The organism is Nocardia sp. NPDC055321, assembly GCF_053645575.1.
The window spans coordinates 426,280-447,883 of sequence record NZ_JBSHMS010000003.1; the positions used below are offsets into that span (position 1 = coordinate 426,280).

At 70.7% G+C, this 21,604-nt stretch carries 17 protein-coding genes; 10 read left to right on the forward strand and 7 right to left on the reverse strand.

Going from position 1 to position 21,604, the window contains the following annotated elements:
- Positions 1 to 36: 36 nt before the first annotated feature.
- The gene (locus tag ACWIGI_RS06765) at positions 37 to 741 is read left to right on the forward strand and encodes a respiratory nitrate reductase subunit gamma (protein WP_454201375.1); all 705 of its coding nucleotides are present in this window, start codon (positions 37 to 39) and stop codon (positions 739 to 741) included.
- A gap of 24 nt (positions 742 to 765) precedes the next feature.
- On the opposite strand, the gene ACWIGI_RS06770 is transcribed toward ACWIGI_RS06765, so the two are convergent.
- Together ACWIGI_RS06770 and dapA are read right to left on the reverse strand one after the other, a co-directional pair.
- Positions 766 to 1,146: a DUF1801 domain-containing protein gene (locus tag ACWIGI_RS06770; protein WP_454201376.1), complete on the reverse strand. Its 381-nt coding sequence runs from the start codon at positions 1,144 to 1,146 to the stop codon at positions 766 to 768.
- Positions 1,147 to 1,209: 63 nt separating this feature from the next.
- Positions 1,210 to 2,118, reverse strand: coding sequence for a 4-hydroxy-tetrahydrodipicolinate synthase (gene dapA / locus ACWIGI_RS06775; RefSeq protein WP_454201377.1), 909 nt, complete (start codon positions 2,116 to 2,118; stop codon positions 1,210 to 1,212).
- Positions 2,119 to 2,431: 313 nt separating this feature from the next.
- Between dapA and helR the strand changes: the two genes are divergently transcribed.
- Together helR and ACWIGI_RS06785 are read left to right on the forward strand one after the other, a co-directional pair.
- Positions 2,432 to 4,630 (forward strand): RNA polymerase recycling motor ATPase HelR, encoded by a 2,199-nt coding sequence (gene helR / locus ACWIGI_RS06780; protein ID WP_454201378.1) that lies wholly within the window; start codon positions 2,432 to 2,434, stop codon positions 4,628 to 4,630.
- An 80-nt stretch (positions 4,631 to 4,710) separates the two neighbouring features.
- Entirely contained in the window at positions 4,711 to 5,538 is an 828-nt protein-coding gene (locus tag ACWIGI_RS06785; RefSeq protein ID WP_454201379.1) for an NADPH-dependent oxidoreductase, read from the forward strand.
- A gap of 105 nt (positions 5,539 to 5,643) precedes the next feature.
- Here the strand turns inward: ACWIGI_RS06785 and ACWIGI_RS06790 are convergent, their stop codons facing one another.
- Positions 5,644 to 6,243 carry a class F sortase gene (locus ACWIGI_RS06790; protein ID WP_454201380.1) on the reverse strand — a complete coding sequence of 200 codons (600 nt, stop codon included), beginning with the start codon at positions 6,241 to 6,243 and terminating at the stop codon, positions 5,644 to 5,646.
- Positions 6,236 to 8,023 carry a hypothetical protein gene (locus tag ACWIGI_RS06795; RefSeq protein WP_454201381.1) on the reverse strand — a complete coding sequence of 596 codons (1,788 nt, stop codon included), beginning with the start codon at positions 8,021 to 8,023 and terminating at the stop codon, positions 6,236 to 6,238. The genes ACWIGI_RS06790 and ACWIGI_RS06795 overlap by 8 nt, the downstream gene beginning before the upstream one ends.
- 705 nt (positions 8,024 to 8,728) lie before the next feature.
- On the opposite strand from ACWIGI_RS06795, the gene ACWIGI_RS06800 reads away from it, so the two are divergent.
- From ACWIGI_RS06800 to ACWIGI_RS06830, 7 genes are all read left to right on the forward strand, one after another.
- Complete coding sequence (locus tag ACWIGI_RS06800) at positions 8,729 to 9,181, forward strand: hypothetical protein (RefSeq protein WP_454201382.1); 453 nt, start codon at positions 8,729 to 8,731, stop codon at positions 9,179 to 9,181.
- Entirely contained in the window at positions 9,181 to 10,557 is a 1,377-nt protein-coding gene (locus ACWIGI_RS06805) for a hypothetical protein (protein WP_454201383.1), read from the forward strand. Before ACWIGI_RS06800 ends, ACWIGI_RS06805 begins: the two co-directional genes overlap by 1 nt.
- The gene (locus ACWIGI_RS06810) at positions 10,554 to 11,924 is read left to right on the forward strand and encodes a vWA domain-containing protein (RefSeq protein WP_454201384.1); all 1,371 of its coding nucleotides are present in this window, start codon (positions 10,554 to 10,556) and stop codon (positions 11,922 to 11,924) included. Before ACWIGI_RS06805 ends, ACWIGI_RS06810 begins: the two co-directional genes overlap by 4 nt.
- 10 nt (positions 11,925 to 11,934) lie before the next feature.
- A complete protein-coding gene (locus ACWIGI_RS06815; protein WP_454201385.1) occupies positions 11,935 to 13,053 on the forward strand; it encodes an ATP-binding protein in 1,119 nt (372 codons plus the stop codon).
- Entirely contained in the window at positions 13,050 to 15,854 is a 2,805-nt protein-coding gene (locus ACWIGI_RS06820; protein ID WP_454201386.1) for a DUF5682 family protein, read from the forward strand. Before ACWIGI_RS06815 ends, ACWIGI_RS06820 begins: the two co-directional genes overlap by 4 nt.
- A gap of 362 nt (positions 15,855 to 16,216) precedes the next feature.
- A complete protein-coding gene (locus tag ACWIGI_RS06825) occupies positions 16,217 to 17,014 on the forward strand; it encodes an LLM class flavin-dependent oxidoreductase (protein ID WP_454201387.1) in 798 nt (265 codons plus the stop codon).
- A gap of 502 nt (positions 17,015 to 17,516) precedes the next feature.
- Positions 17,517 to 18,482 (forward strand): LLM class flavin-dependent oxidoreductase, encoded by a 966-nt coding sequence (locus ACWIGI_RS06830; RefSeq protein WP_454201388.1) that lies wholly within the window; start codon positions 17,517 to 17,519, stop codon positions 18,480 to 18,482.
- Here the strand turns inward: ACWIGI_RS06830 and ACWIGI_RS06835 are convergent.
- From ACWIGI_RS06835 to ACWIGI_RS06845, 3 genes are read right to left on the reverse strand one after another with little or no spacing between them, the layout of a single operon-like run.
- Positions 18,448 to 19,830 (reverse strand): ABC transporter ATP-binding protein, encoded by a 1,383-nt coding sequence (locus ACWIGI_RS06835; protein WP_454201389.1) that lies wholly within the window; start codon positions 19,828 to 19,830, stop codon positions 18,448 to 18,450. The two genes, ACWIGI_RS06830 and ACWIGI_RS06835, sit on opposite strands and share 35 nt — an antisense overlap.
- Positions 19,827 to 20,663: an ABC transporter permease gene (locus tag ACWIGI_RS06840; protein WP_454201390.1), complete on the reverse strand. Its 837-nt coding sequence runs from the start codon at positions 20,661 to 20,663 to the stop codon at positions 19,827 to 19,829. The genes ACWIGI_RS06835 and ACWIGI_RS06840 overlap by 4 nt, the downstream gene beginning before the upstream one ends.
- The gene (locus ACWIGI_RS06845) at positions 20,660 to 21,601 is read right to left on the reverse strand and encodes an ABC transporter permease (protein WP_454201391.1); all 942 of its coding nucleotides are present in this window, start codon (positions 21,599 to 21,601) and stop codon (positions 20,660 to 20,662) included. Before ACWIGI_RS06845 ends, ACWIGI_RS06840 begins: the two co-directional genes overlap by 4 nt.
- Positions 21,602 to 21,604 lie beyond the last annotated feature (3 nt).

Genomic DNA, 21,604 nt, shown 5'->3' on the forward strand with positions numbered 1-21,604 from the left:
ACAACGCGGTAGCTGCTCGGGCAAGGAAGTCACGCCATGATGTACCTGGTATGGGTCTTCCTGCCCTGTGCCGCTTTGCTTTCCTGCGTCGCGGGCCATATCTGGCGCTATCGGCGCGATCGTTTCCTGGCCTACCTGTACGGGCCCCGGATCGATCGCGCGCAATGGCTGGGCAGCTTGGCATTTCGCACCGGGGTGCCGCTGCTGGCCGCGGTCCGATTCACCGAAATGGTTGTCTCCGGTCCGCATTCACGGCCGGAGGGGACGGTGTACGTGATTCTGATGATCGGTCAGTTCGTCGCCGTACCGCTCGCGATCGTGGGCGCCGGACTGATTCTGGTGCCGCCGCTCATCGCGGCCGAATCCCGGCCGCGGGTGACCCCGATCGACCGGATCACGCTGCCGGTGCTGGTCGCGACCATGGTCAGCGCGGTGCTGATCACCTTCGATCCGAACTCGAGCGATGACCGGTATCGCACCGCCGAAACGCTTTTCACCTGGATACGCTCGCTGCTGACGCTGCAGCCGAATCCCGAGGTCATGCAGCACGCGCCCGCGCTCTACCAGATTCGCGGGCTGATCGTCATGGTGCTCATCGCGATCTGGCCGTACACCCGGCTCGCCGGGATCTTCACCGTGCCGGTGCTGCGACTGCTGCGGGGCACGGTCCGCGCGGTCCGGACGCTGCCGGTCCCGCCGCGCCGCGAACTGCGGCCGGACCGCGATCTCACCTCGCGGTAGGGAAACGTCCGGGATATACCGAACCTATCGGGCGGTATTGAGCGCGACCGCGGCCGCGATCAGCGCTTTGAACGCGTGCTCGTCGAGGGTGTCCTCGGCCCGAATATCGATGGCGCGGCGGGTATTGCCGTCGAGGCTGGAATTGAACAGCCCCTGCGGGTCGGGCAGCAGCGCGCCTTTGGCGAAGGTGACCTTCACGTAATCCTTGTAGGTCTCGCCCGTGCAGATCATCCCGTCGTGCGACCACACCGGAACGCCCCGCCACTTCCATTCCTCCACGACCTCCGGATCGGCGCGCCGCACCAGGGCGCGAATCCGGGCCAGGGTCTCGCCACGCCAATCGCCCAATTCCTCGATCCGCGCGTCGATCAGTCGCGACGGCGAATTCGCATCATCGGTGGCCATTCCCGAATTCTTACCGACCGCTCGGTTCTCATCGGGAATTGCCAGCGCGTACTGCGTGTCGCGTCAGACGCGAACGCCGATGGTGGACAGGGCCGCTCCCAGAGCGAGCAGATCCGCCGCCGGTGCTTCGACCAGCGGGAGCCGCACGGTCGGGTGCTCGATGATGCCGAGTTCGGCCAGCGCGGCCTTGGCCATGATCGCGCCCCCGGTGGTCCGCATCAGCGAGTCGATGATGGGAATGAGCGAAACATGCAGGGCGCGAGCGGAATCCAGATCGCCGCGGCGCACCGCCGCGATGAGTTCGGCGTTCCGGTCGGCGACGGCGTTGCCCACCACGCTGAGCACACCGGCTGCCCCGGCCGCCAGGTACGGCAGATTCAGCTCGTCGATGCCGCAGTAGTAGGCCAGCGAGGTACGGTTCATCACCGTCATCGCCTCGTACAGATCGCCTTTCGCGTCCTTCACCGCGCGAATCCGCGGATGGCCGGAGAGCTCGACGATCGTGGCCGCGGTCAGCTCCATGGCGGTGCGCGCGGGGACGTCGTAGAGCATGACGGGCAGTTCGGTCGCGTCGGCTACCGCCAGGCAGTGCCGGATCACGCCGGCCTGCGGCGGGCGAGAGTAGTACGGGCACACCAGCAGCAGCGCGTCCGCGCCGGCCGCTTCGGCCTCGCGGGCCTTGCGCACGGTCGAGGCCGTGTCGTACGTGCCGACACCGGCGATCACGCGGGCGCGGCCCCCGGCTCGGTCCGAGACCGCGCGCACGAGACCGGCCACTTCGGTGTCGGTGAGGGTGGGTGATTCGCCGGTGGTGCCGCCGACGACGAGTCCGTCACAGCCGGTGGCGAGCAGGTGGTCGACGAGAGTGTCGAGGTCGGGTCGGCTGATCGTGCCGCCGGGCTGCATGGGGGTCACCATCGCGACCAGATTGGTGCCGAAGAGCAGCTCAGCGGGGTGCAGGGGCGCGGTCATGGTTCTATGGTGCGCGGCCCGATAGACCGGGTCCAGCGATGGTTTCTTGCCGATATTGCGAAACAGCGCTTAATGATCGTGCGGGGCGGGGCACGTGCTCGGCGAGCGAGCGGCTCTCTCTTCCCCTTCCAATCTATAGCGCACCCCGGGGCTTGCGGCAAGGCCCGGGGGCGGGGGCATACTCGCTCACCTGAGCCTGGAACCAGCGAAAACAGGAGACGACACGATGCGTGGACCGAGACCGGCGGGCGGTCCGGTCCGCGCCGACGGGACGGTGGTGGCCGCGATGCCATCGCCCGGAAGGCAGGGACGAATGTCGGTACGGGGATATGACGAGGAACTGCGGTCCGAACGCGAGTACGTGACCGGGCTGTACGCGCGACTCGACGCCGAGCGCGCACGGGTGAAGGGACAGTACGCGGCGGCACTGCGGGGTCAGGCCGGATCGCCCATGGAACGGGAATTCGAGGTGCGCGCGCTGGCCAAGCAGGCCAAACGGCTCGACGTGGCCGACAACGGCCTGTGCTTCGGGCGACTGGACACGATCGACGGCGAGCACTCGTACATCGGCCGCATCAGCATCCTGGACGAGAACGACGAATTCGAACCGCTGCTGCTGGATTGGCGGGCGCCCGCGGCGCGCGCGTTCTACACCGCCACCGCCGCGACCCCCGAGAACATGAGCAGGCGTAGGCAATTCCACACGCGCGGGCGCATCGTGACGGATTTCACCGACGAGGTGCTCGGCCGTCCGGACGGCGCCGAACGCGGTGACGCCGCACTGCTCGCCGCGGTGAACGCGCCGCGCGGCGACGGCATGGGCGACATCGTGGCGACCATCCAGTCCGAACAGGACGAGATCATCCGCCTCGATCACCCGGGCGTCCTGGTGATCGAGGGCGGCCCGGGTACGGGCAAGACCGTGGTGGCCCTGCACCGCGTCGCGTACCTGCTGTACACAAAACGGGAGCAGATGGAACGGCACGGCGTGCTCGTGGTCGGCCCCAATCCCGCGTTCCTGCGCCACATCAGCCGCGTGCTGCCGTCGCTGGGCGAGACGAACGTCGTCTTCACCACCACCGCGGACCTGCTCCCCGGCCTGCACGCCACCGCCGAGGACACCCCGGACGCCGCGCGGCACAAGGGTTCACTGCGCATGCTCGAGGTGCTCGCGGCGGCGATCGCCGACCGGCAGCGGGTACCGCTGGATCCGCTGCCCATCGATCTGGCCGACGTCACCGTGCGCATCGACGCCGAGATCGCCGGCTGGGCCCGGCAGGAGGCGCGCGAGAGCGGCCGCCCGCACAACGAGGCGCGGGCGGTCTTCCTGGAGATCCTCACCTGGGCGCTGACCGAACGGGCGATCGCGCGGATCGGCAAGGGCTGGCTGACCCGATCCGATCGCGAAGCCTGGGAGCAGCTGCGCACCGACCTGCTCGAAGAACTCGCCGAGCACCGGCCTTTCCAGGCCGCGGTCGATGAGCTCTGGCCGGTACTGACGCCGGAAACGCTGCTGTCCCAGCTGTATTCGTCGCCCGAACGATTGGCGGCGGCGGGCGCCGACCCCGCGCTCGGCCGGGACGCGGACGCCCCCTGGACGGTGTCGGACGTTCCGCTGCTCGACGAGCTGGTGGATCTGCTCGGCCCGGACAAGCCCGCGGACGACGGCGCCGAACGCGAACGCCGGGCGGAGGCGGCCTACGCGGCGACCGTGCTGGAGAACATGGTCAGCCGCGAGGACATGATGGACGACGAGGACCATCTGTTCGCCACCGACATGCTCTACGCCGAGGATCTGGCCGATCGCTTTCTCGAACGCGACACCCGGGAGCTGGCCGAACGCGCCGCGGCGGACCGGGAGTGGACCTACCGGCACATCGTTGTCGATGAGGCGCAGGAACTCTCGGCGATGGACTGGCGAGTTCTCATGCGCCGCTGTCCCGGTCGTTCCTTCACCATCGTCGGCGACCTCGCGCAGCGCCGATCGGCGGCGGGCGCGCGGACCTGGGGCGAGATGCTCGAGCCTTACGTGCCCGGCCGCTGGGTCTATCGCTCGCTGACCGTGAACTACCGCACCCCGGCCGAGATCATGGCGGTCGCGGCGGCGGTGCTCGCCGAGTTCGCACCCGATGTCCGGGCGCCGGAATCGGTCCGAGCCTGCGGTGTCGAACCCTGGTCCCGGCAGCTCGAGGTCGATGAAATTCCCGGCGCCATAGCCGAATTCGTGCGCGACGAGGCGGGCCGGCCCGGCACCAGCATCGTGATCGGGCCGCCCGGCGTGCGGGGAACCGTCCCGGCCTCGGAGACCAAGGGGCTGGAATTCGACGCGGTGCTGGTGGTGGATCCGGAGCGGATTCTCACCGACGGCCCGCGCGGCGCGACCGAACTGTATGTCGCGCTGACCCGCGCGACCCAGCGCCTCGGCGTGCTACACACCGCACCGCTGCCGCCGGTGCTGTCCGGACTCACCCCGGTCGGCGCGCATCCGGCACCGGCCGAGTCGGTGCGGTAGCCGAGGGACGGCGCCCGCAGTTCGGCTCGAGCTGCGGGCAATACCTGACGCGGCGCGGCGGGGCGGCGACGATGGCGGGCATGACGCAGACCGTTTCCGCCCCCGATCAGATCGTGGCCCAGCGCTACCGCGACCCCGCGCCGTCCGCCCCGGCGGCGTGGAACTCCGTCCTGCAGGTGCTGCACGAGCATCGATCCGTGCGCCGGTACCTGCCCGATCCGGTGTCCGATGAGGTGCTCTCGCTGCTGATTTCGGCGGCGCAGTCCGCACCCACCTCCTCGAACCTGCAGGTGTGGAGCGTGGTCGCGATCCGCGATCCCGAGCGCAAGGCGCGCCTGGCGGCGCTGGCCGGGGACCAGGAGCACATCCGCCAGGCCCCGGTCCTGCTGGTGTGGACCGCGGACGTGGCCCGCCTGCGCGCACTGGCCGCCGACCGCGACACCGAACTCACCGGCGCGGACTACCTGGAAACCAGCTACGTCGCCTTCCTGGACGCGGCGCTGGCCGCCCAGAACGCGCTGGTGGCCGCCGAATCCCTGGGCTTGGGCACCGTGTACATCGGCGCGATCCGCAACAATCCCGAGCAGGTCGCCGTCGAATTGGGCCTTCCCCCCGGCGTTTTCGCGGTCGTGGGCCTGGTCGTCGGTGTACCGGACCCGGCCGAGGACGCCCGCGTCAAGCCGCGCCTGCCCCGCGAAGCGGTGCTGCACGCCGAAACCTACGACGCGGCAGGACAACTGGGCCACATCGCCGAGTACGAGACCCGGATCGCGGAGTTCTACGCCGAGCAGAACCTCGCGCACTCCTGGACCGAGCGCGTACTGGGCCGGCTGCGTTCGGCGGCCGCCCTCAACGGCCGCCACCGGCTGCGCGAGCAGCTCGAGGCGCAGGGCTTCCCGCTGCGCTGAAGTATGCCGAGCCGCGCTGAAAGCACTGTGGCACAACGACATCGCGGACACCCGGCGTAACGAGGAAGCCGGGTGCCCGCGATCCGCGGCGGTCGCCGATCCGGTTCAGCTCGCGGGCCGTTCCAGCTGGGCGATCACCAGGTAATTGTTGTCGGTCGGTTCACCGTCCACGACATCGCAATTGGCCAGGATCAGGCGACCGGGAACGTGGTCGCGCAACTCGTTCTGGCTCAGCAGCGATCCCTTGGGCAGCGGGGTCGTGCGCTCGACCGTGTACCGCAGCACCCCGTTCGGCGTGCTCAACAGCACCAGGTCACCGGGTTGCACCACGCGCAGCGACCGGAACGGGGCGACGCGTTTGCTGTAGTTGTGTCCCGCGACCAGAACCGTCTCCCTGGTGTCGGTCCCGGGCACACCGCTCTCGCCCCACCACACCGGCAGCTCGTTGACCGGATTCAGGCGCTGTCCCACCCGCATGAGCTTCTCGGCGTTGAGCGGGCTGCTCAGGTACGTCTCCCCGGCCGGGGAACGCAGTTCGATGGCGGTCGGCTCGGCGGGCGCGATGACGCCCGCCGCGGCGGTCGCTTCGATCCGGGACGGTACCGGTGAACGATCAGGCGGCGGCAGCGTGGCCGATTCGCTCGAGCATCCGGCGATGAGCGCGATCGCGGCCGCGCCCACCAGCCAGAGCCGTGCCCTAGGCAAGGGCGTCGTGGGTCGCGCCGCGCCGGCGCCGGATGACCAGCGTGCCCGCGCCCGCCGCCGCGACCAGACCGAGCGCCCCCGCGCCCAGCAGGGCGAACGGCACGCCCGAGTCGTCGGCGGGCCCGTCGCCCAGCGCGAGTTCCACCGGCGGCAGGCCACCGGCGAGGGTCTCCACGCCGTTCTCACCCGTGCGGTAGTAGTCCACGACGGTGAAGGCCCCGTCGCCGTCGAAGATTCCGACCAGCTTCACCCCGGTATCGGTGACGATCGCGGTCGTCGAGTCGATCTTGGTGATGCCGATGGCGTCGAACAGCTGCCCGCCCAGGTTCAGTGCCACCACCAGGGCGACACCGGCGGCGAGCGCGGCCGCCGCGGCGGCGGTCAGCGCGGCCTGGGCGCTCAATGCGGCGGCGAGGCCCGCATTGGCGGCGTCCAGTTGCAGCTGCAGACCGGTCACGACGCCCGCGGCGGCGTCGGCGGCCAGCTTGGCCTGCAGGGCGGTATCCAGCAGGGCCTGCATCTGGGCGTTCGCGGCGACCACGGTGGACAGGTCCACGCCGGCCTGAACCCCGGCGGCCAACTGCGCGGCCAGCGCGGCGTCCAGCGCCGTCTGCGCGTCGAGCTTGGCGTCGTTCAGCTTCGCGGTCAGCCCGGTGGTGAGAGTCTGGGCCGCGGTGACGTCGGCGGCGAGCTTGGTCGCCAGCGCGAGGTTCGCCGCGGCCGTGGCCTGCGCCGCGCCCTTCTCGATGGTCAGCTTCTGCGCCAGCGCGGCGTCGAGCGAAGCCTGTGCGGCACTTGCCACCTGGGCCGCGGCGTCGGCCGCCAGCTGCGCCTTGGCGGCCGCGTCGGCGAGCGCCTGGGCGTCCAGCCGCGCCTGGGTGGCCAGCTGGAGCTTCGCCGAGGCTTCGGCCCCGGTGGCGGCCGCGGCCTCTGCCTCCAGGGTGGTCGCCTTGTCCGCGGCGGCGCGCGCGGCCGCGGCGGCATCGGCGGCGGCGGTCTTGGCGGCGTCGGCCGCGGTGCGCGCGGCGGTGGCGTCGGCCTGCAGCTTGGTCACGGTCTGCGCGGCGATGACCAGGTTCTGATCGGCCTGCGCCGAGGCCGCGGATGCCTGTGCCGCATCGACTTTCGCCTGTGTCGCGGCCACGGTGGCCTGGGCGGCCGCGTCATTGGACTGCGCGGCGGCGGCGACGGCGGCATCGTGATCGCGCTGGGCGCTCGCGACCGCGTCGACGGTCGTCTTCGTGGTGGCCTCGGCCTGGGCCCGCGCCTGGATATCGGCGTCGGAGAGCGCGGCGGTCACGTCGGCCTGCACCCCGGCGGCGGCATTGCCCGCGGCCGCGGCGGCGCCGTCCACCCGCACCTCGGGCACCTGCACCTGCGGAACCTGGACCTGTGGCACCTGCACCTGGGGGACCTGCACCTGCGGGACCTGCACGTTGACGACCGGGGCCTGGACGTTCGGCGCCGCGACCGTCGGCGCCGACGCCTCGGGGATCTGCACCGGCGGCACGTTCACCTCGGGGGCTTTGACCGGGGGAACCGCGACCTCGGGCGCCTTGGTCGGCACCGCGGGCACCGCGACCGAGGGCACCGTGATCGGCGGCACCTGTACGTTCACGTTCACATCCGCCTTGGCATCGGCCGTGGCCGAGGTCGAGGGCGCCGGATCGGCCGCAGCCGTGGCCGCGATGGGCCCGGTCACCGCGAGCGCCAGGGCGACCACGGCCCCGGCGGCGGCTAGTCGAGATCGCCGAGAGTTGGCGATTGAATAGTCCGACATCAGATTTCGACCTCTCATTCATCAACTTCCACCGCCGCGGGGAAGCAGTGCGGCCCGGTGCCGACGCAAAGAATCGACAGCGAACAGCCGGTGTCAACGGTGCCGTGTAGACGACTCGTCAAGTGCTTGAATAGGTGTCGCCGGTTCGCGAAGAATTGTTACGGGCACCGGTCGGCCGTCCCGGCATGCGAGATGAACGCCGTCCACGAATCCGGGCAACATCTCACAAAGAGCACCCTGAACAGGGTTTATCTTCTTGAAAACGCGAGCATTTCAAAAATTTCAGATGGACGGATGACCAGATTTAGGCGGCGTTCGACCGGCCCCTAATCCCCCTATTGCCCCTAACAGGCGCCCGACTCCGTAGCCCGATCCCCTAACGGGATTGGCTTCGCAATTACTCCGGGAACACATCACCTCTCGAACACCGGCGAAGCGTTTCCGACGCCGCACAATTGCGCTGCGAGTACGAGAAATCCAGGTGGCTCACCGGTTGCCCGAGGGCTCCGAGAGCATGCGTGCGACTCCGGCCCTGCCGCCGCGGGTACGCCCGGAACCCGCCGTCCCCGTGCGCTTTCCGACCCGCCCGCGGCTTGTCGGTGGGGTCACATACCTTGGGCGCATCGTGATCGACCGGGAGGGAGAACGATGGCCTCGAATACGAGTGCCACGCCGGAGGAACCGGCTTGGGAAAATGCTTCTGTAGTGCGGGTTCTGCCCGCCGTCGCACCGCGCAAGCTGAACAAGGTGCCGTTCGTGGAACTGGCCGACGGCCGGCTGCAGGGCGTGGTGTCCAGCGGCTCGGACATCGCCCGGGTCTACGTGGCCTCGGTGACCGCGGGCACGCACGGGCTCAGCTGCAGCACCAACAACAACCGGCCGTGCGGCGGGTTGAACCAGGGGTGGGCTTGCAAGCATCTGGACGCGCTCATCAGCGAGGCGGTGCTGCAGTACGGCCAGGATCGAGTGGCCAGGTACCTGCGCGTCGAGGTGCCCGAGGGCGAGCGACTTTCCCGGTATCTCAACGGAACTCGCGATCCCGCGCCCGCCGCGGCGGTGTTCAGCCGCTTCCTGCGGCATCTGACCTACCTGGAACTGCCGGGTAGCACGGCGCCGATTCCGGAGCTGCACTGGTTCCCGGCGGGGGTGGGTCGCTGATGCAGGCCGTACAACTGTCCGCGCTGGCGGAGACGCCCGCCGGTGTCACCGCGGCATTGGACGCGGTGCGCGGTTTCGACACCGCGCTGATCAACGGGCTCGCCCGAGTATCCGAACCGCAGCACGCGGCGCTGACCGCGCTGGCGGCGGGCGTCGCGGGATCGCCTCTGGCAGAAGCGGTGTCGAACGCCGTTGCCAAGGTGAGCGCCGGGGCCGTCGGTCCCGACGAACTGTCGGCGCTGGCCGCCGCCCGCGCCGCGCTGCTGGGGGCGGTGCACGACGCCCTGCTCGAACAGGCCGACAAGGCCCTGGGCCGCAACCGATCCGAGTGGACCGCCGCGGCCACGGCCGGGACCCCGAGCGCGCTGGCCGCGGGTTCGCGCGCCTGGCTCGGCGAACTCGCCATCGCGGGCTGGCGGGGCGTGGACCACGACCTGGTGTCGGCCGCCGATCGCACCGTCGAGGCGCTGCTGGCCGAACCGGCGCTGCGCCGCCTGGCGGTGCTGCTGGACGGCTTCACCGCCGAACTCGCCGCCTCGTCCCCCGTCGCGACCATGGACCGGGTGCCGGCGCGGCGCTGGGCCGATCTGTGGGCGCGCGCCCTGCTGCTGTCCTGGCGCGGCACGGAACCCCTTGCCGTCGAGTCGGTTTCGGGGCGGCTCCTGCCCCTGGGCGTGGACGTACACGAGCACGGGACCGCGGTGCAGATCCAGGTGCACGGCGTCCTGGAGGTGACCGACGCTCCGGCCCGCCTGGTGCGGGTCTCGGTGGCCGCCGCCAAGGTGGACACCATCGTGGGCCCGGCCGTCTGGCAGCTGCTGGGAACGCATCGGCAGCTGCTCACCGCGCTCGCCGAACACCGCGCGCTGGATCTCACCGAGATGGCGCTGACGGTTACCGGCGACCTGCTGTGGGACGACGATCGGGCGAAGGCGGGTACGGACGCCGATCCGTTCGCCACCGCCGCCGTGCAACTGCCGCAGGCCACGGCCCAGGCGGTGGCGCCGCTGGATCGCGACCCCGTGCACGTCGCCGTGCCGGTGCTGTTCGAGGGCTACCGAATCCACGAGGGCGCACTGGAATCGGGCGACCAGCGCATCGCGGTGGACCTGGACGCGCTGCCCGCGGCCGGTCCGCTCACCGCCGCCGCGGTGACCGGCTCCGCGCTGCTGATCGGCCTGCTGCGCTGGGACGCGAACGGCTGGTCGGTCCGGCCGCTCGCCGTGCAGCGCAAGGTCAAGACGACGCTGACCACCCTGCACAACGGTGACTGGGCGCTGGGCCCCACCGACCCGAAAGTCGCCAAGGCGCAAGCGAAGTCGGGTGACGCCGTCGCGGTGTTGCGCGAACGCGCGGGACGGTTGCTGCGCAAATGACCGAACCCAATCACGAGGCGCGCCGCCAGGTGCTCTACTGGCGACTGCTGGCCGGCGTGTTCGCCGGTGATCAGCAGCCGACCCTGGAGCAGGCGAGCGCGGGGATCGTCGACGATCTGGGACTGCCGCTGGCCGTGCTGGATCCGGGCATCTCGATCGACAATGTGGTGCAGCGGTATCCGGACATGCGGGCCGAGTTCGACGGGCTCGATTTCACGGAAGGCACCGCCGACACGGATACGCCCGGCACCGAGGCGGATGTCACCGGCGACGCCGAGACCGCCGAGGGCGCGACCGAGCTCGTCGCCGGCGCGCCCGCGGCGATCGGCGCGGCCGATGTCCGCACCGCCGCACTGGTTTCCAAGCTGCTGCTCAACGTGTTCGCCACCGGCACCGGGCAGGTCAGCGCCACACAGCTGTCGGGCTGGCAGTCCGACGCCAACTGGCTGCGCCGCTGCCTCGGCGAAGAGGCCGGCAGCGTGCACGGCGTGCTGACCGGGCTCGAAGGTGAGCTGGTGTCCCGCATGCGATTGCGCGAGGTGCTGGCCGATCCGCAACTGGCCGCGCAGCTCACCCCGAGCATGTCGCTCATCGAACAACTGCTGCGGGACAAGCACAATCTGTCGGGGGTCGCGCTGGCCAACGCCAAACGCCTCATCCGCCGCTACATCGACGAGGTGGCCGAGGTGCTGCGCACCCAGGTGCAGCAGACCAGCGTCGGCACCGTCGATCGTTCGGTTCCGCCGAAGCGCATTCTGCGCAATCTCGATGTGGACCGCACGATTTGGAAGAACCTGCCCAACTGGAATCCGCGGGACGAACGGCTGTACGTCGATCGGCTCTACTATCGCCAGACCGCCAAGCGCACCGTGCCCGCCCGCATGATCGTGGTGGTGGATCAGTCCGGATCGATGGTCGACTCCATGGTGAACTGCACCATTCTGGCGTCGATCTTCGCGGGCCTGCCCAAGGTGGACGTGCACCTGATCGCCTATGACACCCGTGCCCTGGATCTGACGCCGTGGGTGCACGATCCGTTCGAGGTGCTGCTGCGCACCAATCTCGGCGGCGGCAACGACGGGCCGATCGCCATGGCCATGGCTCAGCCCAAGATCACCGACCCGAAGAACACGGTGCTGGTGTGGATCTCGGACTTCTACGAGTTCGACCGCTCGCAACCGCTGTTCGAATCCATGGAGGCCGTGCACCGTTCGGGGGTCAAGCTCATCCCCGTCGGCTCGGTGAACAGCTCCGGCCACCAGAGCGTCAACCCGTGGTTCCGCGAGCGCTTCAAGGCGCTGGGCACCCCGGTGCTGTCCGGACGCATCCAGAAGCTCGTGCACGAGCTCAAGAACTTCCTCGACTAGGAGACATTCCATGAACGACGTTTTGCGCGCCCCCGCCGAGATCAAGTACGCCGAGGAGCTCGACTGGCTCGAATCCATCGACGACGGCCCCAAGCCCTTCGCGTGGCGGTTGAGCCCGAAGATGGTGCGGCTGTTCATACTCGGTTCCGAACGCGCCGACGGACTCGATCGCGAGATCGACCAGAAGTGGTTCGGCGACCGGAGTTTCGTCGAGCGCAGCATCGTCACCCTGGCCTCCGATCGCGGGCTGCTGCTGATCGGCGATCCGGGTACGGGCAAGAGCTGGCTGGCCGAACTGCTCTCGGCGGCCATCAGCCGCAACTCCACGCTGGTGGTGCAGGGCACCGCGGGCACCACCGAGGACCACATCAAGTACTCGTGGAACATCTCCATGGTCATCGCCAAGGGACAGTCGCGGGAGTCGATGATCCCGTCCCCGATCATGACCGCCATGGAGCAGGGCGTGATCGGGCGTTTCGAGGAGCTGACCCGGTCCACCAGCGACGTGCAGGACGCGCTGATCTCCATCCTGTCGGAGAAGTACGTCTCGATTCCCGAACTCGACGACGACAACGTGGTTTTCGCCCAGCCCGGCTTCTCGATCATCGCCACCGCCAACAGTCGCGACCGCGGCGTGAACGATCTGTCCTCGGCGCTCAAGCGGCGGTTCAACTTCGTCCGCATCCCGGTGGTGTCCAACAAGAAGAGCGAGGCGGAGATCGTGCGCTTCCGCACCGCCGAACTGCTGCGCCGCCATTCGATCGAGCTGGAGGTGCCGCCCACGCTGCTGGACATCCTGCTCGAGAGCTTCGCCGATCTGCGGGCCGCCGCGGCCGCCGCCACCAGCGATGACGACAAACTCGAGTCCGCGCTGTCCACCGCCGAGCAGATCGGCGTTCTCGAGGACGCCATCCTGCACAGCCAGTTCTTCGGGGCCAGTGCGCTGAGCGCGCAGGACCTCGCGGGTTCACTGGTCGGCTCGCTGGCCCGGCGCGCGCCCGAGGACCTGGCGATTCTGAACAAGTATCTGCACGGGGTGGTCGAGCCGCGTACCAAGGACAAGAAGGGCAAGGCGCCCTGGGGCGAGTTCCTCGAGGGCGGGCGGGCCGCGATCGCGAGGCTCTCGTGACCGTCTCCGAGACTCGGCGCGCGCCGAATACCTTTGCCGCACTGCGTGATCAGCTGGCCGACGCCGCCGTGACGTTCGCCGGCGCGCCCGGGGCGGCGGGCGACATCCTCGCGGGCATCGTCGACGACGTCGACCGGGCGCTGTCCGAACGCCTGGAGATCTTCCCGGTCTGCCACCACTCGCCCGCGTCCGGGCTCGCCATGGTGCGGCGGCTGCGCGAGAAGCAGCCCGCCGTCATCTATCTGGAGCTGTGCGAGGACATGCGGCCGCTGCTGGACGAGCTGCGCAACTGCCGCCTGCCGGTAGCGCTGCAGGCGTTCGCCACCGACACCGCGGGCTTCCCGGCGGAATGGGCGCCGCTGTCGGTGGTCGCGCCGATCACCGAGGCCTCGGCCGAGTACCAGGCCATCGCGTACGCGCTGGAGACGCCGGATGTCGAACTGGTGCTGGTGGATCGGTCGACCGATCACGTCTTCCAGTGGGCGCCGCGCGAATCCGAGGAACCGGGGTTGCCCGCCGAGAGCGAGCGGCCGGAGGAGGACGGCCTGCACGGCGCGGCGGTCGGTATCGAGATCGGCGACCTGCGACCGCGTTTCGCCGAACTGGAAGAGCATCTGCTGCATCACGGCAAGGTCCGGCACTGGTCCGAGTGGTGGGACCAGTACGTGGAGCAGCCGCTCGCGGGCGCCGACTACGACACCTACCGCCAGGTCATGGTGATGATCGGCAGCCTGTTCCGCCGGCTGCGGCGCGGGAGCACGGTGGAGGACGAGGACCGCGAGCGGTACATGTGGACCCGCATGCGGGAACACTTGTCCGCCAACGCGATCGACCCGGCGCGGGCACTGTACATCTGCGGCGCCGCGCACGCGGCGAGTCCGGTGGAGCAGTTCGGCGTCGACTCGGACGCACCGTTCGAGATCTCCCCGCGTTCGGCCACCGCCTGGCACTACGGGCTCATTCCGTCGAGCAATTCGGCGATCGAGGCGCAGTTCGGGCTGGCCGGCGGCGCGGTGTCGATCGCGGCGGCGACCTGGTCGAAGGGGTTGCGGCGCGGGAAGTTACAGCCCTTCCAGCTGGCCGGGCAGCCCGGTGCGAAGCCGCGGGCGAGCAAGCTGCCCGTCCTCGCGGGCGAGACCGAAGCGCAGGTGCGGGATCAGCTGTCGGGGTTCCTGTCCCGGCCGCCGGCCCTGGATCCGCTCGACGAGGCCGAGCTACTGGAATGGTCGGTGGACATCGTCCGGCTGGCCCGGCGCAACGGCTACCTGGCCAGCACCGCCGACGCCATCGCGATCTTCGAGACCTCGATTCTGCTGGCGGGCCTGCGTAATCGAGCGCGTCCGACCCCGTACGACTTCCAGGACGCGGCGGTCACCTGCATCGAGAAGGACCGGGTGCCGGGGCGGCGCGATGTGCGCAGGCTGTGCGAGATCCTGCTCGGCGGTGACCGTATCGGCCAGGTCGGCTACGCGGCCCTGCCGCCGCTGGCTCGCGATGTGCTGGATCGGCTGGCGCCGCTGGGTCTGGATCTGTCCAAGCGGACACTGCAGCGCGCGCTGCTGGACGTGAAGGCCACGCCCGACCTGCGGCCGTGCTCGGATCTGCTCTGGCTGCTGCGGCGGTTGCTGCCGCAGGACGCGGTGCGGCCCATCATGGGTTCGCGCGGGCTCGGCGAGACCTCCATCCAGGAGAGCTGGGATATCGGGCTGGGCAAGTACCAGCGTTCACTGGTCGAACTCGGCTACGAGGGCGTGTCGGTGGAGCAGGTGCTCGAGCAGCGGTTGCGCCGGGCGGTCACCGCACCGGACGCGACCGCGGCGGTGGCGCTGGGCGCGGTCGAGGACGCGCTGGTGTATCTGGGCTCGGTGCGCCTGGCGTCGGAGCTGGGCAATCGCGCGGTCGAACTGCTGGCCGCCGAACGCACGGTGGACGACGCGCCGGTGGTACTGCGGCGTATTCGGCTGCTGCTCAACTACTTCCGTTCGACCGAGGAGGGACTGCCGGCCTGGTGCGAGCGGTTCGTCACCGCGGGCTATTCCCACTACTGCACCCTGCTGCCCACCGCGTTCGCCGCCGAGGAGACCGGCCCGGCTCAGGTCGCGGCCATGCTCGGGTTCCTGTTCGGCATGGAGAACCTGGCCCTGTCCCTGGGCTGCGATCACACGCAGCTGGAATTGGCGGTCCTGCAGTCACATCCGGAGGCGCCCGCGAAGGTCGCGCTGCTGTGGGCGGCCCGGTTCCAGCTCGGTCTGCTGAGCCTGGCGGACCTGCGTGAGCGTTGCGACGCGATGCTCGCCAATCCCCTCGTGCTGCCGACTGTTCCGCAGTACGTCAGCGGTTTCGTCCAGGCGATCGACCCCGCTCCGGCTTTGAAACCCTTTGTGGTGGAGCTGTTGTCGAAGGCGTTCGGCTCGCTGCCGGACACGGTGCTGCTGCCGTGGCTGCCGAAGCTGATCACCACGCTGAAGGAGCAGACGGCCGACCTGATTCCCGGGCTGGTACGGGAAGCGGCCCGCACGTTCCCCGGCGCGCTACCGGCCGTGGACGCCTTCACACCCCCGTGGTCGGTGGAGTTCGCGACGCCGGCCGCACCGGCGTCGGCCGCCCTCCCCCAGGGAGCGGCCGCGGAACTGCTGGCGGCCCACCCCGCCGCCTGCGACGCGCTCACCGCGCTCCTGGGCGTCGAAGGCTCGTGGCAGGAACTCGGTCCGGTCGGTGACCGCGAGCTGACCGAGCTGCTGGACCGCTTCCCGGCCACCGCGAGCGCGCTGGCCGAACAACTCGGTGCGGCGGCGCGCTGACGCGATACCCATCGGGCCGGACCGGGCGAACTCGCCGGGTCCGGCCCGACGCGTTGTCCGGCCTTCCCGCCGCGCCCTCGTCGGCTGACGGCCCCGTCGGCGGGCCGAGTCTGCCTCGAGCGTGCGGCGCCCCAACGTCTGGGTCTGATCCGAAGGCATCACAGCTCAATACGATTCAAGGGCTGGACCGATTGGGCGCGGGTCTGACCGGCCAGTCGGCCGGGAGTCAGCGCGCGGGGACGACGCCGCGAGGGCGGTGCGCGTTCCGGGCATGGGCCCGAGCGCATCGCACATTGGAACGGTCCCCGCGGCGACCTAGCGTTGGTGGCACACCACTCGCTACGACTTCGGAGGTCATCCCGATGCCCGTTCAGATCGGCGTCTTCCTGCCCACCTCGGGACCGCACCACACCGGCGCCGAGCTCCGCGCCGCCGCCCGGGCCGCCGAGGACGCCGGGCTCGAATCGCTCTGGGCCACCGACCATCTGATCGCGAGCCAGCCGATGCTGGACAGCACCGTGGCGCTGACCACCGCGGCGGCGGTCACCGACCGGATCAAGGTCGGCTTCGGCGCGCTGCTGGTGGCGCTGCGACCCGTGGCCTGGGCGGCGAAGGAGATCGCCACCCTGCAGCAACTCTCGGACAACCGGGTGCTCCTGGGCGTCGGCACCGGCAACCCCGCGCACGGTGACATCGGCTGGCGCGCGGCGGGCGTGCCCTTCGCCGAACGCGGCCCCCGTACCGATCGGGCCCTCACCCACCTGCCCGCCCTCATCTCGGGCGCCCCCGCACCCCTGGCCGACGATCTGCACCCCGTCCTGTCCCCGCCGTCCCCCGTTCCCCCGATTCTCGTCGCGGGCAACAGCTCCCGCGCCCGGGCCCGGGCCGCCGCCCACGGCGACGCCTGGATGCCGATCGATCCGCCCCTGGCCGACCTGCCTTCCCTGCTCACGGACCTGAAGACCCGTGCGGCCCAGCACAACCGCCCCGCCCCCTCCATCACCGTCGTCGCCCCCACCCTCCCCGCCGACCCGCGCGCGGCCGCCGACCTGCTGACCACCTACGAGTCCGCCGGCGTGACCCGCGTGGTCCTGGCCCCCACCCCGGAAGGCTGGCGCACCGACTACGCGAACGCCGCCGCCCTGCGCGCCTCGCAGTAGGACCGCCGTTCCGGTCGGAGCCGGGGCGCACGCCGCTCCGACGCGGCGCGAACCCTCACATCCGAGATGACTGGCAAAGAACACCAGGTACGCGACGCGGCTGTCCACCCGATATCCGGGAGACGATGTGGCTGGACCGCGCCGGCGCATCTCCGGGGGCAGGCACAGCACGAGCCGCATGGCCGAGCGCCGCAAGCTGGCCCGCGCCGCCGCCTTCCAGATGCGCTCGGCGACCGCCGGTTTCCGCGAGGCCGTGCGCGAGCGCGACGAGCCGACGGGGCCTCGCGACGCAGGCGTGCTCACCCCTGCCTCCACCGGCGACCGGTATGCCGCCGCGCAGCCTCTCGAGCCCGGCGCACCTCACGGTAGGTACGTGCACCGGCCGATTCGGTGCACCTCCCTCTCCCACCGAGGCGACGGCCGGCACCGCTCCCCGAAGGCCCGATCGCGGCGCGGTCTACGGTGGACGCGACCGAGGCAGCGGTGAGGGGATGGGTTGCGTATGAGATTCGGGTTCATCTCGCATGTGGTGAGCGACGGCGACTCCGCGACGGCATTGCGGGAGGTGGTGGAGCTCGCGGTACTGGCCGAGGAGTGCGGATTCGACTCGTTCTGGCTGGCACAGCACCACTTCGGGGCGCAGCGGGCGCACTGCCCGGCGCCGCTGGTGGTGCTGGCGGCCATCGCGCAGCGGACCGAGCGGATCCGGCTGGGGACGGCGGTGATGATCGGGTCACTGGAGGATCCGATCCGGCTGGCCGAGGACGCGACCACGGTGGACGCGCTCAGCGGCGGGCGGGTGGAGTTGGGGCTGGGGGCGGGGGCGGATGCCGGGACCGCCGCGCGGTTCGGGCACGAGCACGAGGAGCGGCACGCGCGGTTCGCCGAGAACCTGGCCGAGCTGTGCGCGCTGCTCGGGCAGGACGGCGATCTGGTGCCGGCGGGGAACGGGCTACGCGAACGACTCTGGATCGGCACCGCGTCCGACCCGGGATTCGAGCTGGCCGCGGAGTTCGATCTCGGGGTGCTGACCGGCCGGACGTCGTCACCGCAGGGACCCAGGGACGAGATCGCGGCCGAACGGGTGGCGAAATACCGTGCGGCGCAGGAAGCCGCGGGCCGCGAGCCCAGGGTGGGACTGTCCAGATCGGTCCTGTGCGCCGAGAGCGCGGCGGCGGCGTTCGAGCACATGCGGCCGGGCATCGAGCGCTGGGTGTCGACTTCCATTGCGGCGGGCCGCTTTCCGGCGGGATTCAGCGCACTGGACTACGTGGACACCGGGCACGGGTATCTGGGAACGGGTGCGGCGGTGGGCGCCGCGATCCGCCGGGACCCGGGGCTGCCGGGGGCGACGGAATTCCTGTGCAACGTACAGCCGGCCGGGCCGGCCCCCGCCGCGGTGCGGACGAGCCTGAAGATGTTCGCCGAAGAGGTCATGGCGCCGTGGACCGATCCGGATCGAGCCTGATCACCGTGTCCGCGAGGTCGGCGAGCAGTCGTTCGGAGTGCGAGACCAGGACGATGGCCACGCCGTCGCCGGCCAGCCGCCGCAGGATGTCGAGGACGTGGGCGGTGGCGGACTCGTCGAGCGACGCGGTCGGCTCGTCGGCCAACAGCAGGCGCACGTCGCCGGCCAGCGTGCGGGCCAGTGCCACCCGCTGGGCTTGACCGCCGGACAGTTCCCGGGGCAAGCGATTCGGGTCGATGCCGCCCAATCCCACACGCTCCAGGGCTTTCCGGGCGATCACCACGGACTCGGTCCGGGGCAGGCGGCTGCGCAGGCGCGGTCGCAGCGGCTCGGTGATGGCGCGGTGGATCGGGCGTCGAGGGTCGAGACTGCCGACCGCGTTCTGGAACACCACACCGACCTGTCCGGGCGGCGGTGTCCCGTCGCTGCCGTCCCAGACCACGCGGCCGCCGGTGGGCGGTTCGATACCCGCGAGGATGCGCAGCAGCGTGCTCTTGCCCGCGCCCGACGGTCCGGCCAGGCCGAGGATCTCGCCGGGGCGGACGGCGAGATCCGTTGCGGCCAGACCCCCTCCGGCGGGATACCGCTTGCGCACGCCGTGCGCCCGCAGGATCGGCGGTGCCGAAACGATCGGCTTGCGAGTCGACATACGCTGTTCGACAACGGGACTCGACAGGCCGGCTTCCACGACGGAGCCGTCCCGCACCACGTAGATCCGGTCGGCGTACTGCTCGACCAGTCGCCGATCGTGGCTGACGATCAACAACGCTGACGACCCCGCGGTCAAGGCGGCCATGACCCGGTGCGCGTTCGCCTCGTCCAGCGCCGAGGTGGGTTCGTCCGCCAGGACCAGCTCCGGGTCGAGAGCGCGGGCCGTGGTGACCGAACCGCGCTGGAGCATGCCGCCGGACCAGGCGAAGGGCCGCTGGCGAATTCGAGCCGCGGGGTCCGCGATGCCGACCGCCGCGAGATCGGCGACGATACGCCCCGGCGGAACCGGGCGGCGCGCGATACGCCACGGCTGGGCGATATTGGTGCGCACCGACATGATCGGATCCATCGCCGCGAACGGATCCTGGCTCACATATCCGATCCTGGTTCCGCGCAGATCCCGAAACCGGCTGCCGGACACCGCGACACCGTCGAACAGCACGTCGCCCGCGCGGATCGACACATCGCCCAGGGTTCCGAGCAGCGCGCGAACGATGGTGGTCTTGCCGCTGCCACTGGGCCCGACCACCGCCACGGTCTCGCCCCGCCCCACCGTCAGCGACACCTCGCGCAGCACCGGTTCGCCCCCGCCGTACGCGACGGTCAGCCCGCGAATCTCCGCGATCGGCACGCTCATCGGATCCCCTCGATATCGCGCCGGTCCCGCAGCCCCTCGGCCAGCAGGTTCGCGGCGGCGGCCATGGCCAGGATCAGCATCGACGGAGCGATGAGCAACCACGGTGCGGCGGTGAGGAATCGGCGCGCGTCGCCCATGATCGCGCCCAGTTCCGCCTCCGGCATCTGCACGCCGAGTCCGAGGAACGACAACCCGGCCAGGGCCACGACGATGCCGCCGAGCCGCAGGGTCGCCACGATCAGGAACGGGCCGAACACCGCGGGCAGCAGATGCCGGACCCCGATGGCGGGCCTGCTGACCCCCGCGACCCGCGCGGCGATCACGTACGGGCGATTGCGCGCGTCCAGGGTCAGCGCCCGCGCGACCCGGGCATCGGCCGCCCAGCTCGATATCACCAGTGCCAGCAGCAGATTCAGATAGCCCGGACCGAGCAGGCCGACCACGGCCAGGGCCAGCACCAGCGCGGGCACGGCCAAGACGACATCGGTCAGCCGCGACACCGCGCGATCGAATCCGCCGCCGAAGAGGGCGGAGCCGAGCCCGACGAGCAGGCTGATCGTCGCCGACCCCGCCAGCACCGCGAAGGCCGAGAACAACGACAGCCGCAGGCCGTGCATCACCCGGGAGAACTGGTCGCGCCCGTACTGGTCGGTGCCCAGCCAGTATTCGGAGTTCGGCGCGACGAGTTTGTCCGCGTAGTGCGGCTCGTTGGGTCCGAACGCCGCCACGTGCGGTCCCAGGATCGCCAGCAGCACCAGCGCTCCCAGCAGGGCGGCGCCGACGCGGACGGACGCGGGCGCCGCCGACAGGTGGGCGCGGACGGCGGCCCTCACGGTTCCACCGCGATCCTGCGGTCGATAACCGCGGACAGCAGATCGGCCGCCACGCTGGTCAGCACGTAGCTCGCCGTCGCGAAGATCGTGAACGCCTGAATCACCGGCAGATCCCGGGTTTTCACCGACTCCACCACATACGAGCCGAGACCCGGCCAGGTGAACACCGTTTCGACGACGGTCGCCCCGCCGATGAGCACGGCCGCACCGACCGCCAGCGCGTGCAGCGACGGCACCGCGCTGTTGGGCAGCGCGTGCCGCCAGAGAATCCGCCACCGCGAGGCGCCCCGGGCGCTCAGCACCGCGGCGGTCGGCGAATCCAGGAATGCCAGCAGATTCGCCCGCAGCAGGCGCGACCAGGTGTCGAACAATCCGACCGCGAGACAGATCGCGGGCAGCCACACCTGCCGCCAGGTGCCGTCCAGCGCGGCCTTGCCGACACCCATTCCGACGACGACCACCTGAATCAACAGCAGCGCCACGATGAATCCCGGCACCGAGGCGAAAACCAGTGCCAGCCAGCGCGCGCCGTGGTCGGGCCAGCGGTGCGCATACCGCGCCGCGACCACGCCCAGCCCGGCCGACAGCACGAGCGCGAGCGCCAGCGACACCGACGCCAGCAGCAGCGTCGCGGGCAGCCGCTCGGTGAACTCCCCCGCGACCGGGCGGCCGGAGACGAAGGACAGCCCGAAATCGCCGCGCAGCACGCCCCACAGCCAGTGCGCGTACTGCGCGGGCACCGGCTGATCCAGGTGCAGGGTGCGCTCGAGCTCGGCGATCTGCTCGGGCGGCGGCTCCGGAACGCCCTGCGCGACAAGGATCATGCGCGCCGGATCACCCGGGGCGAGCGGCATCAGGGCCCAGATGAGCGCGCTCGCGCCCAGCAGGGTGAGCAGTGCCTCGACGACCCGGCGCCGGGCCAGGGCTACCAATCGCATTGC

Bases quoted from the DNA above. Each gene is read 5' to 3' on its own strand.
- ACWIGI_RS06765 (WP_454201375.1), top strand. From the start codon at position 37: ATGATGTACCTGGTATGGGTCTTCCTGCCCTGTGCCGCTTTGCTTTCC.
- ACWIGI_RS06770 (WP_454201376.1), bottom strand. From the start codon at position 1,146: ATGGCCACCGATGATGCGAATTCGCCGTCGCGACTGATCGACGCGCGG.
- dapA (WP_454201377.1), bottom strand. From the start codon at position 2,118: ATGACCGCGCCCCTGCACCCCGCTGAGCTGCTCTTCGGCACCAATCTG.
- helR (WP_454201378.1), top strand. From the start codon at position 2,432: ATGTCGGTACGGGGATATGACGAGGAACTGCGGTCCGAACGCGAGTAC.
- ACWIGI_RS06785 (WP_454201379.1), top strand. From the start codon at position 4,711: ATGACGCAGACCGTTTCCGCCCCCGATCAGATCGTGGCCCAGCGCTAC.
- ACWIGI_RS06795 (WP_454201381.1), bottom strand. From the start codon at position 8,023: ATGTCGGACTATTCAATCGCCAACTCTCGGCGATCTCGACTAGCCGCC.
- ACWIGI_RS06805 (WP_454201383.1), top strand. From the start codon at position 9,181: ATGCAGGCCGTACAACTGTCCGCGCTGGCGGAGACGCCCGCCGGTGTC.
- ACWIGI_RS06810 (WP_454201384.1), top strand. From the start codon at position 10,554: ATGACCGAACCCAATCACGAGGCGCGCCGCCAGGTGCTCTACTGGCGA.
- ACWIGI_RS06815 (WP_454201385.1), top strand. From the start codon at position 11,935: ATGAACGACGTTTTGCGCGCCCCCGCCGAGATCAAGTACGCCGAGGAG.
- ACWIGI_RS06825 (WP_454201387.1), top strand. From the start codon at position 16,217: ATGCCCGTTCAGATCGGCGTCTTCCTGCCCACCTCGGGACCGCACCAC.
- ACWIGI_RS06830 (WP_454201388.1), top strand. From the start codon at position 17,517: ATGAGATTCGGGTTCATCTCGCATGTGGTGAGCGACGGCGACTCCGCG.
- ACWIGI_RS06835 (WP_454201389.1), bottom strand. From the start codon at position 19,830: ATGAGCGTGCCGATCGCGGAGATTCGCGGGCTGACCGTCGCGTACGGC.
- ACWIGI_RS06845 (WP_454201391.1), bottom strand. From the start codon at position 21,601: ATGCGATTGGTAGCCCTGGCCCGGCGCCGGGTCGTCGAGGCACTGCTC.